The organism is Paenibacillus sp. 1781tsa1 (assembly GCF_024159265.1).
Lineage (GTDB): Bacteria > Bacillota > Bacilli > Paenibacillales > Paenibacillaceae > Paenibacillus.
Map to the genome: position 1 here is coordinate 5,923,287 of NZ_JAMYWY010000001.1, position 13,119 is coordinate 5,936,405.

12 protein-coding genes are annotated in these 13,119 nt (G+C 47.1%); 1 reads left to right on the forward strand and 11 read right to left on the reverse strand.

The window, feature by feature from the left end; genetic code table 11:
• Nucleotides 1-14: 14 nt before the first annotated feature.
• From gatC to uptA, 10 genes are all read right to left on the reverse strand, one after another.
• Nucleotides 15-302, reverse strand: coding sequence for an Asp-tRNA(Asn)/Glu-tRNA(Gln) amidotransferase subunit GatC (gene gatC / locus NKT06_RS26710; RefSeq protein ID WP_036607033.1), 288 nt, complete (start codon nucleotides 300-302; stop codon nucleotides 15-17).
• Between the two features lie 273 nt (nucleotides 303-575).
• Nucleotides 576-4,700: an S-layer homology domain-containing protein gene (locus tag NKT06_RS26715; RefSeq protein WP_253440882.1), complete on the reverse strand. Its 4,125-nt coding sequence runs from the start codon at nucleotides 4,698-4,700 to the stop codon at nucleotides 576-578.
• Nucleotides 4,701-4,852: 152 nt separating this feature from the next.
• Nucleotides 4,853-5,236: a hypothetical protein gene (locus NKT06_RS26720; protein ID WP_024631336.1), complete on the reverse strand. Its 384-nt coding sequence runs from the start codon at nucleotides 5,234-5,236 to the stop codon at nucleotides 4,853-4,855.
• 130 nt (nucleotides 5,237-5,366) lie between these two features.
• On the reverse strand, nucleotides 5,367-5,594 hold the full coding sequence (locus tag NKT06_RS26725; protein WP_253440884.1) for a sigmaY antisigma factor component: 228 nt from the start codon (nucleotides 5,592-5,594) through the stop codon (nucleotides 5,367-5,369).
• Nucleotides 5,587-5,916 (reverse strand): DUF5345 family protein, encoded by a 330-nt coding sequence (locus tag NKT06_RS26730; protein ID WP_253440886.1) that lies wholly within the window; start codon nucleotides 5,914-5,916, stop codon nucleotides 5,587-5,589. The genes NKT06_RS26725 and NKT06_RS26730 overlap by 8 nt, the downstream gene beginning before the upstream one ends.
• Nucleotides 5,917-5,918: 2 nt before the next feature.
• Nucleotides 5,919-6,455 carry an RNA polymerase sigma factor SigY gene (gene sigY, locus NKT06_RS26735; protein WP_253440888.1) on the reverse strand — a complete coding sequence of 179 codons (537 nt, stop codon included), beginning with the start codon at nucleotides 6,453-6,455 and terminating at the stop codon, nucleotides 5,919-5,921.
• 101 nt (nucleotides 6,456-6,556) lie between these two features.
• A complete protein-coding gene (locus NKT06_RS26740) occupies nucleotides 6,557-6,802 on the reverse strand; it encodes a hypothetical protein (protein WP_253440890.1) in 246 nt (81 codons plus the stop codon).
• Between the two features lie 561 nt (nucleotides 6,803-7,363).
• Nucleotides 7,364-7,996: an MBL fold metallo-hydrolase gene (locus NKT06_RS26745; RefSeq protein ID WP_036607016.1), complete on the reverse strand. Its 633-nt coding sequence runs from the start codon at nucleotides 7,994-7,996 to the stop codon at nucleotides 7,364-7,366.
• A 6-nt stretch (nucleotides 7,997-8,002) separates the two neighbouring features.
• Nucleotides 8,003-8,572 carry a thioredoxin family protein gene (locus NKT06_RS26750; protein WP_253440892.1) on the reverse strand — a complete coding sequence of 190 codons (570 nt, stop codon included), beginning with the start codon at nucleotides 8,570-8,572 and terminating at the stop codon, nucleotides 8,003-8,005.
• Between the two features lie 2 nt (nucleotides 8,573-8,574).
• A complete protein-coding gene (gene uptA, locus NKT06_RS26755) occupies nucleotides 8,575-9,189 on the reverse strand; it encodes an undecaprenyl phosphate transporter UptA (protein ID WP_253440894.1) in 615 nt (204 codons plus the stop codon).
• A gap of 160 nt (nucleotides 9,190-9,349) precedes the next feature.
• On the opposite strand from uptA, the gene NKT06_RS26760 reads away from it, so the two are divergent.
• Nucleotides 9,350-9,697 carry a dehydrogenase gene (locus NKT06_RS26760; RefSeq protein WP_253440896.1) on the forward strand — a complete coding sequence of 116 codons (348 nt, stop codon included), beginning with the start codon at nucleotides 9,350-9,352 and terminating at the stop codon, nucleotides 9,695-9,697.
• A gap of 738 nt (nucleotides 9,698-10,435) precedes the next feature.
• Here the strand turns inward: NKT06_RS26760 and NKT06_RS26765 are convergent.
• Entirely contained in the window at nucleotides 10,436-12,964 is a 2,529-nt protein-coding gene (locus NKT06_RS26765) for an O-antigen ligase family protein (protein WP_253440898.1), read from the reverse strand.
• Between the last annotated feature and the right edge of the window lie 155 nt (nucleotides 12,965-13,119).

The window sequence follows — 13,119 nt, forward strand, 5'->3', positions numbered from 1 at the left end:
CTTCCGGTTATCCGTTATTCCATTACAGCAGGCACTTTAAACTGCCCGTCTTCTTCTTCCGGTGCATTGCGCATCACCTGTTCAATCGACAGGCTTTCTTTGGTCTCATCTTCACGCATGACATTGCTTACGTGCAGAACGTGAGTGGTGGGTTCGATGTCTTCCGTATCCAGCTCATTCAGCTTTTCTGCATATTTTAAAATCGCGTTCAGCTGACCTGTCAGGGTCTGTTCTTCTTCAGCAGTCAAGTTGAGTCGGGCCAGCTTGGCCACATGCTGAACGTCATTATTTGAAATACTCATTAGCGGATGCCTCCTTCATTCGTTCTGATTCCCGAAACGACCTGAAACGAATCGCTCGTTTAACGGGCTAAAGTCTCAAGATAACTTTTTTCATTATAGGTGAGATAGTTCGACAATTCAATGCAAATGACCTGTCCTCCATACTATCCAATATTCGTTCTTGTTCATCACTGCCAAAAAGGCAGCGCTAAACGCACTGCCCTTGGTTACCAACCTGATTAGAATTAATACTAGTGCTTGTTCAAAAAAGGGTGGACTTTTGGAATTATCTTATTAAATCAGACCTGATAGCTGCAACAGCCGTCGAACAAGCACAGCCGTCTCTGCCCGAGTAATCATAAATTTCGGAGAAATGTTCTCGTTACTTCGACCAGATACAACTCCAGCTTGTAGACTGATGTTCACCGCTTCTTTGGCCCAATCGGATACTTGATTCATATCGGTAAACCGTGAAAGATCTTGGCTCGCATTTATATCCAGCTTACGATCCAAACCAGTGATTTTCATCGTCCGATGAATTATCATCATCGCTTCCTCACGAGTGATATCCTGTGCAGGACGGAACGCACCGTCTGTGTAACCATCGATGAGACCATAATCAGTCGCAGCGCTAACTACACCTGCATACCAATCACTTGAACTCACATCGCTAAACTGGTTATTAGCTGTATTGCTTTGCAGCCCCAACGCTCTTACCAGAACAGCCGTGAATTCAGCACGTGTAATACGCTCAGCTGGGTTAAATATTGTATCTGTTACTCCACGAATAACCATACGTGAGCCCATATCGTTTACTTCTGCTTCTGCCCAGTGTCCCGCAACATCCGTGAAAGTTCGTGGATTCCAGACCAGACCATATACACTATTGGTCAAACTGTTGATCTTCGCATAGTTCACACCGTTAATATTCGAAATCTTGGTCGGTACATGACGCATGCTGCCATCCTTCTCAACAACTACTCCTGTCGTCACCTTCATGGAGTCACTCTCATTAGGTAGTATTATTGCTCGTTCCACATACTCGTTAAATCGGTCTACACTCACAGAGTTACCCTCATATGTGGCTGTGATATTGAATTCTAACAGCGACCCAATCAAGCTTAAGCCGTTTACACGGCCTGCTTCCTCCACTTCGGATACGCGATCTGCAGAAGCAGGAGAAATTTGCAAATGAAGAATCATATCTTCTAGGTGGTTATTCGCGCCAAGTTGTTGGGCTAGCATACTAACATCCACCAAGCGGGAAGGCAAGGAATACGTAGCCGCATCTGTCTGAAGTACAAGTACAGCTTCTTGATCTGCCATGAACTTCACTAATCTACCAGTCAATTCACCATTAACCCGGTCTTTATCGCCGCTTTGCACAGGAAGGGTCACTACGGCACCCTTGCCTTCAACCTGCAATTTTTGCATGACAGCCTGCTCGTCGACGGTCAGAGTCAACACATTCTGCCCATTCAATTGAGTTTTACTCAAGGTTCCAACTGTTTCAGGCTTTCCATTCACCAAGATCGTGACACCCGAGTTTGTTGCTCCTCCGCCTGATGGTGATGCACCTGTCGCTCCGCTTCCCGAACCTCCAGAACCTCCAGATCCACCTGAACCCCCAGATCCATCAGAACCTCCGGAACCTCCTGACCCATCAGATCCACCATTATTTGAAGCAGTCCACTTCGCATACAAGGTTACATTAGATTTTCCTACGAGCAGAACATCCCCTGCACCATAACTATGTCCACTACCATCCGCAGCCGTATTCCATCCTGCAAAAGCATGTCCTGTCTTCACTAGATTACCTGTGTTACCGAGAATGGTAACCTGCGATTGTGACTTATACATCTGGTCATCTAAAGGTACATTTCCTGATGAAGCCCCGTTACTGTCATATCGAATTTGATAGCTCTTAGATGGAACATAGGACATCACTGTAGATTTGGGTGCACTAATTCCATCTCTAAAAGAAAGGTAAAGGGCCCCATCTTTGTTAATCGCCAGTCTGGTATCCATTGCAATTCCTTCTGATACTCCAGCTCCCCCTAATGGTTCCCAGCCATTCACCTCGTTATATTTCATAACGGTTGCTTTATTACCATTGGCAAAGTCCTTAAAAGCCACATACGGACTTCCTTCTTGGTCAACCACCATGGAAAGAAATTCGGTCTGGTTCTCAGAGAAATTCGGCTCTCCAACCGCTGTCCATGCTCCCGAGCCAGTGTATTTTACTACGGTTGGCTTAAGTCCATTGTGGCCACCCGTCGTATATGTAGCATACACCGTTTCGTTCTGATCCACAGCGAGCGCAATTTCAGCCAAATTTTGTTCAGTGAACGCACGATCGCCAACCAGTGACCAAGAATCATCTGCTTCGTTATATCGGATAACGGATAATTTGAATCCCGCATCAACATCGCTGTATGCAGCATAAAGTACACCATTTGGACTCATAGTCAGTACGCCGCCTCCCGAGCTTCCCAGGTTGTATCCAGCGTTGCCAATGGAATCCCACTGACTGGAATCGTCATTATATTTCACTACTTTGAGTTGATAACCACTATTAAATGCAACATAAGGCACACCATTTTTATCAAGTTCCAAATCCAGACTCCATAAACTTCTTGACGAGAAACCTGGTGATCCCACAACTTCCCAGCCTTCATGCTCCGTGTACTTCATGACTGTGGCACTGCCAGTAAGATTTCCATCACTAAAGGCAACATATATTATTCCATTCTGGTCAATTGCTATTTTATTTTTGGATGCAGGACTCTGTGTAAAGCCAGGTTGTCCTACAGGCACCCATCCACTATCTTTGCTATATTTCATTACAGTCGCTCTAAAGCTATTAGCACTATCCGTAAATACAACATATGGCGTGCCATTCGCATCTACTGTAATATCCTGATCAAAAGCCATTTCCTCCGAGAAGCCTGCTTGACCAAGAATATTCCATTTGTCTTCATCTAGTTCCGGGTCTGTACCTCCAGAAGAAGAAGGTGTCCAAACAGCATATAGTGTTACGTTAGAAGAATCCATTATTAACGTATCGCCAGCATCATAGCTCGTTCCGCTTCCATCACTTGCTGTGTTCCAGCCAGCAAATAGATATCCCGCTTTTTCCAAAGCCCCTGTGTTGTCTTGAACAGTGACACCTGCTTGTTCAGGGTATTGCTGATTATCAATTGGTGCACTGCCTGCCTGAGCTCCATTCCCATCGTACGTGACTGTGTGCGAAAGCTTCGTACCAAACCGCATTACGGTCGCTTTGGATTGCTCAGATGCATCCTGATAAACCACATAGGGTTTTCCATATTGAGGATCTAGTGCCAGTGCAGGCGTAGATACCACATCTGCGGAGAATCCCGCTTGACCCACAAACTGCCAACCATTATGCGAACTATAACTCATAACTGTTGCTTTATGACCGTTTGCACCGTCCTTAAAGACAACATAAGGTACGCCCATCTGATCTACTACAATTGACGGTGAAGAAATCGAACCTGGAGAGAACCCCCGGTCACCAACGGTTTCCCAGCTTTCTGTCTCACTCTTGAATGTCATTACTGTCAATTTGGATGTATCGTCACTAAATGCGATAAATGGCCTGCCTGAGGGGCTTAGTGCGAGCACGGGAGAGGATGTATATCCGGGCGAGATCCCTGCTTGTCCTACCACTTCCCAAGTATCAGCGCTATATCTCATCACTGTCGTATTGGAGGAACTGTCCTGAAAAGCTACATAGGGTATACCTGCTTGATCAAGAACTAACGATACCGCGTTTTCAATTTCCGGGGAAACATCGTTAATTCCTACCAAACCCCATCCTGTTAATTCGTTGTATGCCATTACTGTTGCCTTACCACTGGCTCCATCCTTAAAAGCAACATACGGATTACCCGCCTGATCCAGCGCAAGTGAAGGATAGTTCGCCCTGTCTGGCGTAAAGCCAGCTTGTCCTACCGGTTCCCACCCATCATTGATTGCATTATATCTCATAACTGTTGCTTTACCATCCGCATTATTATCCTGATATCCAATATACGGGGTACCCTGTTGATCTAGTACAAGCGTAATTCCAATTGCTGAACCGCTCGATAAACCTCTCTCACCAACAAGCTGCCAGCCATCGGAGACACTATACTTCATCACTGTAGCTTTGAAACTGGCACCTAAATCCGTATAAGCAACATATGTATTACCTGATTGATCAACCGCCAACTTGGGAGCAGAGGCTTCTCCTTCAGAAAAACCAGCATTTCCGAGCGATGTCCATTCTTCATCAACAGAAGCATAGGCCTGATCTGCAACCCATGTCGGAAAGATTGGAACCACTCCCAACATGACTACACAAGCCAACAACATCATAATGAATTTCTTACCATTCTGATGAATCCTTCTCATATTCATATCTTCCTCTCTCACTTATGTAAGTTTGATAGGGATTACCCTTCTTCAACGGAAGATATCGTATCAAATGTCTCTGAACCGATTCTGAACATCTTGTATTGTATTAGGAAATAAAAAAGAGCCGGCATCAGCCGACTCTTCAAATTCTAAATCCATGCACGCAGATTAACCTGCTTTATAAAATCCGCCTGAGACATAACATCGTTCGCGGTTTCCTCTTCCTCTTCCACAGCTTGAAAATCTCCGTTCATCAAATGATGAAACAGCTTCTCATTGTGTGTCGCAAGGGCGTAATCTATCAACGCTTCTCGCTCGACCCGCTCAGCTTCCTGCTTCAGCAGAACCTCTTCCAGATCGACGTCGCCGGATGGAACAAAAAAGTTCCGATTCACCTGCGGCACTCGAAGCACGTAATCGAACGCATTGTCCGGATTCCGGTCATAAGCGATGATGAAACCATATTCCCCCACAGGAAGATTCTGCTCAAACGCATCCGCGACGATGACAACCTTCTCTCCTAATCGCAGCATCGTCTAACCTCCTGGTAGTCTATCTTAATATTTATTTGTATAGTCTACTAGAAAAGAATAACGATGTCTAGGAATACTAGAATTAAACAACATATTTGTGCAAAATCTTTTTTTTCTCAAAAGACCATATTTACTTTTTGGGTTCACTTGGCTTTCGCTGTGATCGAATAACGACAAACCAGTATATAATGAGCGGCGTGGGAAATCCTGTGATCCCCCATAATCCCCATAACCAAGGGAAACGTCCACGTCTGCGTGCATCCTGAAAGATCCATGTGCCTTGAACCAAGAGGAAAATGCCAAGCAGTATAAGCCACAATGGAGAAATTTCATCCAATGAATAATGCATTTTATTCATAACGAACCTCCTTTTGTCGCCGCCAGATCACAACTAAAATCACAGCAACAACTGTACCAAGAGCCTGGATACTCAGATATAGAGCTGGAGCAGATACGAACAATAATACCCCGAACACAATGGCAAGCAAACCTACCAACCAGAAACATATCATCTCGATCCAATTGGTTCGGCGTCTGATTTGTCTTCGTTCTCTGACTTGAGCTTCAAGTGAACCTAATGAAGGTATGTTTGTGGGCTCAAATACGTCATCGAGTACTTTCATATGTTGCTGCAATCGCTCTACAACCTCTTGTTCCTGTTCATCATCTGATCTGCTCATCCTTATTCCAGCTCCTTTCTTAACTGACGGAGACCGTAGGCTGTTCGTGACTTCACCGTTCCGGAGGGAATACCCAACATTTCTCCAATCTCGTCATATCCATATCCGTAATAATGCTTCAGCAGCACTGCCACACGATGTTCGGGAGTCAGCCTTGTCATCGCATCCATGACATCTGTCCATTCTTCATTCCGACTCTCGAGCTGCCAGCGGAATCGACGTACAGCCTGATCACGGATAAGACTAAGCCAGCTCTGCTCTCTCTTCCTGCGTCTTGTCTTGTCGATGTAGATTCGGGTCGCAATGGTAATCATCCATGATGAAAAGGCAGACGTACCGTCATATCGATGGATATTTTCCATACAACGAACCATTGTATCCTGCACGGTCTCTTCCGCAAGATTAGCGTCCATTGTAACTTTGACAAGATACTTATACACAAACGTGTAGTGACGTTGTAACAAAGCTGCGAGTGCGCTATCATCTCCTGATACTGCTCTGCGTACTTCTTCGAGTTCAGCTGCCTTTATCATGGTCATCACCTGCTTCCCGTTCAATCTGGAGTTAATACGACAGGCTCTGCAGAAACGTTCAATGGAGATAAAAAAAAAAAAATCAAACCCGACAATTTCCCGGGCAATCAGACTTGATTCCGGTAATCTTGCAACTTGTCGAACCACGGTTGATTGCGGGCTCCGTTTTTCAACACACGGCTTGTCCATATATTCTGCTGAGATTTCATCTCTTCACCAGTCACGCTAGGGTTATGTATTAAAGTTCGCTTGGTACTAGTTTCTCTTTTCACACTTTCCAATATGCGACGGTTTTCATCCATAATCGGATACTCGACACGCTGTCCCAACGGAATAACTCTTGTTTTCTCCACTTTGATATTCCCCACTCTCATGATCTATATAAGTTGAACTAAAGATTATTTACACTGACACTACGATGACAGAATAACCTTCCAATCGCTGTTATCCCCAGATTTTTTGATTCCCTTTTCCGAAGGGGAAAATCCGGGGATAGCTTATGCTTTCGAAGTAGCTTTCTTGCAGAAAGCTTGTAGCTTCGCTTTTTCAGGTTCTTTCTGTCCTCTCCGTTATCGTGTAAATGATTAGTTCAACTTATATACTATTTTCTTAAACTCATCATTTCTAAACAATCTGTTCTTGTTGCTAACTTGTTATTGGTCTCAAACTGGCTTGTGATGAAGCGCATCTTGCATCTCTATGTAGCGTAAAAAAGGCTAATTCTGTGATAAAAAGGGGCTGAAAACAAAAAAAGAACGCAAACCGGGTATAAACCGCAGTCTGCGTGCTTCGCAAGGTTGGGTGTTTCTTGGTAATGCTTCAGTTAGATGATGCCTTAACGCTTGTAACAACTAATTGCTATTCTAATGAAAAAGTTGTCACTTGTCCAGACTTTCTTCACATATCATGTCGGATTATCTTGCAGACACGTAAGGATTGTTCTGTTTCTCATAACCAATGGTCGTTTTGGGTCCATGACCTGGATACACTTTAACCTCATCAGCAAAGGTATACAGCTTGTTCTGGATCGAATCAATCAGATCCCGTTCACGTCCTCCCGTGAGGTCCGTTCTGCCCACACCCATGCGGAACAGTACATCACCGGCAAAGAGATCGTTATCACAAAGCAAACTTACACTGCCTGGTGAATGCCCAGGTGTATGGAACACTTTAAACGTATGTCCAATCAGATTCAGCTTCTGCCCTTCGTCCATAGCATATTCAGCAGGATCTGTCGAAAGTGGTGGTGTCGCCTGCGGCCAATTCAAAGATCCATTTAATTTGGGGGTGGTGAGCCAGTCACTCTCCAAGTCATGAAGATAAACGGGACATCCCTTCAACTTGCGAATCTCATCTACGCCGCCCATATGATCAAAATGAGCATGAGTCAAGAGAATAGCTTCGATCTCCAAATCTTGAATCGCCTTAAGCAGCGGGCCTGGATTCATGCCCGGATCAATAATGACCGCTTTGCCCGGATCATCTCCTTGCAAGAGATACGCATTGGTCTGAAGCGGGCCAAGTGTAAACGTGCGAATGTTAAGCATATCGGCTTAATAACCCGAAATCAGTTCACGCAGCTCACGGATAATGGCCGCATGTGACTCCGTTCCTTCCCCATAACGTTTACCAATCTCTTGACGCGCTACAGCCAAATTCTCTTGATAATCTGCTGCTTCACGATCCGGATTAAGGCGTTTGAATTCAATCATGACTTCCTGTACATGCTGCGGACGAGGTCCCCACTGACCAAGCACATGACCACCTGTATCTGCAAAAATAACGATTGGCACGGAACGGCCACCCATCGTCAGGAACTCATCCATCACTTCGGGATGATTCTCCATAATCAGAACTTCAGTTGGGATTCCTGAGATTTCAAGCGCCTGGAATACAACCGGAATATTACGTACAACATCCCCGCACCAGTCAGCAGCCAGAATTAACACACGCAGGTCGTCGCGATGGTTCAGGCTTTCAAAGAACTCACGATCCTCTTCGTTCGACCAAGTAAAGCTATCATAGTTGGCCTGGAATTCACTTTGGTTCTTGGTCATACTTTCGATAAAATCCTTCGGTGGCAGACCTTTACCGAATTTGTGAGACAAGTTGGGTTTACCCATGACTAGACACTTCCTTTCTTTTTGCGAGCATTCATCCATTTAATAAGTACATAAACAATCATAAGGGCGAGAGCGACAAGCAAAATAGGCATAACATATGGCGCCGCTTTCTCATCAATATGCTTCCATTGATCTCCAAGAATCATCCCTAAATATATAAACAATGCAGTCCAAGGTATAACAGCGAGTGTAGTAAGCAAAATGAATTTACCTACGTGCATTTTTGTGATACCAGCCGGGATGGAGATGGCATGCCTTACCACCGGAACAAAACGCGCCGTGAAAATGACACCTGCACCATACTTGCGAAACCACTCCTCGGAATGGTCGATGTGTTTTTTCTGGATGAGTATGTATTTACCGAAGCGTTCAAGTACAGGTCTGCCGCCATAACGGCCAATCCAGTAAATAAATAACTGGGCAATCACGCCGCCCACCGTACCAAAAATCATAGCACCGAAGAAGTTGATATTACCTTGTGAAACGAGAAACCCTCCATACGCCAGCACAATTTCGCTTGGGATAACTTCTAACATTAATCCAAGCATGATTCCAAAGTACCCAAGACTTTGAATCCAGTCGAACAACTGGCTGACAAGGTTATGAATAAAGTCCATCTCAACCCTCTTTCTCCATCCTAATTGGCGGTGCCTCTCCGCACCATGGATGTTCGTCCCTATTTTATCACAGGGCTGTGGACGTTGCTACTTCAAGAGGTTGGGATAGTGTCCCGTTCGCGGCAGTCCGCATATGGTATGGGGAGAGGAGCGTGAGAAGATGTCACACAAGTCAATACCCGGTTCTCCGCCGGTCAAACATACGCAATCCGGTCAAAATCTTCCTTCCGCCAGGGGAATTCGCAGGGCATGCAGCAAGGAATTGTACCGGACAGCCAAGAGGCTAAAGGTATATGTCTCTCCCGAACGGATGAAGCAGGCGGAAGAATATTATTACAGTAAGGTGATTACGAATCTGCTCTGGATTGGGGAGAATCGCGACAACCGCAAGAAATTATGTGAGTGGTGGAATACGGATGTCAGTGCAGAGATTGCCGCGCTGTGGGAAGTAGAGGTTGAACCATTAAAAGATGCGTTTCAGCATGCATTTGGCGGATATCGTCTGTAGATATTCCAGAATGAAAAGCTTCGCTATAGGTGGAGTCAGGGGCGTCCTCTGGGTTAGGGTTGGAGCAGAGCATGGAGCTGATGAACACCACAGGGAGTCTGAACAACGCTTGGAGTATGAGCCTTAACAGGGAGTGCAACAAAGCTAGGAATATGAGCCTGACAGGGAGCGCAAGAATGCTGAGAGTATGAGCCCTAACAGGGAGTGCGAACATAAACAGTGAGTTTGAACAAAGCTGGGAATTTGAACAACGCTTGGTGCATGAACAGGAACAGCGAGTGTGAACATAAACGATGCTGTGAACAAAGCTGGGAGTATCTTTACATGCCCATGCTCAACCTCAAGCCCACAAGCGGTAACGAATCTGAGGCATCTTATTCAAGGATTTGAAGCACTCTTAGAAATCTAAAGAATCTGAGACATGTTATATCGGAATTTTTGGCCTTTTATAGCGTTATTGTTAGGGGATTTGTGGAAATAACGTGTCTGAAGTTCGTTACAATTTAAAAGGAGCAGCTAAAGGCCAAATAAGACGTCCTGTGTTCCTTAGAAAAACGCATACCATCCCCGCGAGGCAGCCAGTTTAGATTTCAAACTTTACAGATTTTAGAGACTTTATAGACTTTATAGACTTTATAGACTTTATAGACTTTATAGACTTTATAGACTTTATAGACTTTACAGACGCTGACATCCATTGTTATATCGCTCGGGTCAGCGTCACTATTCACCAGTGATTCAAGAGCTCCGCTTGGTCAACTCTGGAGGAAATGGAGGAGAAGAAGCGGAAGCAAGCCTGCGCAGGCTCTCTCCATAGCCTGGAGCATGTTCTTCAATTACAAAACGGCGGTCATTACGAACGTCTCCCGCTTCCACTTCCTCAGCCAGCAGTTGATACCGTTCATACATCTGTACACCAGCGGCGGCAGTCTGTCGGGCTCGATCTCTATATCCTGCCTTCCATTCTCGCCGCGCTGCCTGCTCCATCCAATACAAAGCGACGGATTGGCCAATGCCATCATACCGATTCAATGCGATCGCTTGTTCAAAATATTTTGCAGCCTGCTGCCCTTCTCCGAATTGGGCCGCCAATCGTCCCAGTTCGATGTAACTCTGAGGGTGCATCGGAGAATGGGACAAGCTGTTCAAAAGAAGTGATGTTGCTTCTTGCCCCGGGAGAGATCGTGAAAGGGATATCATGATATCGGGTCGATTCGGATTCGATTGAAAAGCAGCCATAAGATGCACCTTGTGTGCTGAAGTGCCATCCGGTTCAGTCAGCGCCTGACGGTACTGCAATTCTGCTACGGCGTATCGGGAGGTCAGCCATATTGTTCCACCAAGCCAGAAAAGGATGATCATCACTGCGGATGCCCTTATTAACCGAGCAGTCACTCGCTGAAGTATATGAAAGAAGGTACGCATCGAGATAGTTGATCGGCTGAATTGAGTTGATAAAGATCGAAAAAAAACAGTTCTGGCTCTGGATCTGGATTCGGATCTGAAAGGTTTGTATTCCTCTCTTCCACCCAGTTGCTTGCCTTCCACTGCTTCCGTCTTCAATGCGGATGCCCATGAACCAAGCCAAATAAAAAGCATCCAGAATAAGGTGAAGCTCCAGTCAAAGTCCATCGCCCCATGCAGGCCAAAAACAAGCACGGATGGCATGAGCTGCGGTGCAAAATATAAGATGCTTCGCAGGGTGAGGAGAAACCACCCTGCGACAAGCAGGATGCCGATCATGCCCGTGTCCAGGGCGAGATCGAGCAAGCCGTTGTGGACCTCGCCTCCAACATAAGGCGAGGATTGAATGGCGCGGAACATGTTGCGCCATGTGTCTCCCCCGTGGCCAAGCCATGCGGCCTCGGTCCACAACTGGAGGGCATCCCGCCACATCTGCAGGCGGGATACCCCCGTGCCGACACCTGCCGCTAGGCGATCGGCGGTGGAGGCCACGGCCATGAGTGCGGCGGCGGCTCCCGCCAGCACGATGGCCGTCAGGGCAGCGGCGCGAGGTGCCTTGGCGGCGCCGCTGTGCCATAGGCGGCACAGCAGCAGCGTGCCGAGCAGCGCAGCTGCCCATGCCCCGGCCAGTGCCAGCAGGCCGGGCACAGGTGCAGGCGCCAGCTGGGCAGCAGCCAGCTGGCGGTACAGCCAGGCCGCGCACGCTAGTGGCGCGGCCATGGCCAGCAGCAGCGGCAGGCGGGCACCGCGCCGCTGCAAAGCAAAGGCGGCGACCGCGGCGCAGCCGGTCGCCAGCCAAGCGCCGCGCGACTCGCTCAGCAGGAGCGCGGCTTGCGCGGGCATGAGCGGCAGCACTGCCGCAATGAGTCGCCCGGCCGGCACAGGCCGGGCCAAGACTCGTGCGGCGGCTGTCAGCCGCTCCAATGCGTACATGCCAACAATGGCACCGTACGCATTAGGGTACTGCAATAATCCGCCGAGCCGTGCTCCGGCGGAGCTGATCTCGGGGTCAGCAGTCCGCATCACCCCGAAGGGCAGCGGCAATACTCCGCACACGGCAAGAATGCCGCTTAGCACAAGCAAGCCGCCTGCCATCTGCCAACCGCAGGCTAACCAACGCGCACCATCCGTGCGCGCAGCCAGTATTGCGGTGAGCAGCGTAAACAGCGCAAGCAAGTTCCAACGCAGCATCTCATCCATACTGCCCTGTCTACTCACCGAACCTGACCAAGCGTGTAGCCCAAAACATGTCATCATCGCTAGCGGCAACAATACCCGCCACATCCCCGGCAATCGAAATATAATCTCAACCATTCGTTCCATGTTCCCCTGCCCCTGTACCAATGACATGGGTATTCGTTCACTCGCCTTCTTCGGACGAAAAACTGTAAGAAATAGAACGATCATGATCAAGGTGCTTCCTGCTGCGATCAGAATAACAGGGTACAGATCCACTGAATAGTACAGTCCTCGACCCAGACATCCTGCGAGCAGCAAGACAATAGAGAGTATGCCCAGCCCAACAGTCCATCCCAACCCTGAATAATGTTCACGTCCCAAGATCCGAGAAAAACCACCTGACTCTTCGGATTGAATAACTCCATTTAATTGATATGTATCATCTTTTTTATATGTACTCTCTCTACTGCCCCTAATGTCCCCATTACATAAGTCCCTGTTATCTACATATTCTGTATCATTTGCGCGGTGAGACTGTTCAAGCACCTGTTCCATCATTTTCTCATTCGCCGCATACCCTCGTTTATACCTTACAACTCCCTTATCCATTGCCCTATTCTTCATCCTTATCCCCCTCCTTCCACCGCTCCATATGTCCATATGCATAACAAAGAGACAGAAGCTCCCGATAACGGGTCCTTCTGTCTCTGATACATACCTGACAGTTATGATGTTGCTTGCTACAACGTATGTGCATAATATTGAACTTTACATTCAGG

Excerpts from the sequence above, each read along its gene's own strand:
- gatC (WP_036607033.1), bottom strand. The coding sequence starts at position 302 with ATGAGTATTTCAAATAATGACGTTCAGCATGTGGCCAAGCTGGCCCGA.
- NKT06_RS26715 (WP_253440882.1), bottom strand. The coding sequence starts at position 4,700 with ATGAGAAGGATTCATCAGAATGGTAAGAAATTCATTATGATGTTGTTG.
- NKT06_RS26720 (WP_024631336.1), bottom strand. The coding sequence starts at position 5,236 with ATGCTGCGATTAGGAGAGAAGGTTGTCATCGTCGCGGATGCGTTTGAG.
- NKT06_RS26725 (WP_253440884.1), bottom strand. The coding sequence starts at position 5,594 with ATGAATAAAATGCATTATTCATTGGATGAAATTTCTCCATTGTGGCTT.
- NKT06_RS26730 (WP_253440886.1), bottom strand. The coding sequence starts at position 5,916 with ATGAGCAGATCAGATGATGAACAGGAACAAGAGGTTGTAGAGCGATTG.
- sigY (WP_253440888.1), bottom strand. The coding sequence starts at position 6,455 with ATGACCATGATAAAGGCAGCTGAACTCGAAGAAGTACGCAGAGCAGTA.
- NKT06_RS26745 (WP_036607016.1), bottom strand. The coding sequence starts at position 7,996 with ATGCTTAACATTCGCACGTTTACACTTGGCCCGCTTCAGACCAATGCG.
- NKT06_RS26750 (WP_253440892.1), bottom strand. The coding sequence starts at position 8,572 with ATGGGTAAACCCAACTTGTCTCACAAATTCGGTAAAGGTCTGCCACCG.
- uptA (WP_253440894.1), bottom strand. The coding sequence starts at position 9,189 with ATGGACTTTATTCATAACCTTGTCAGCCAGTTGTTCGACTGGATTCAA.
- NKT06_RS26760 (WP_253440896.1), top strand. The coding sequence starts at position 9,350 with ATGTCACACAAGTCAATACCCGGTTCTCCGCCGGTCAAACATACGCAA.
- NKT06_RS26765 (WP_253440898.1), bottom strand. The coding sequence starts at position 12,964 with ATGAAGAATAGGGCAATGGATAAGGGAGTTGTAAGGTATAAACGAGGG.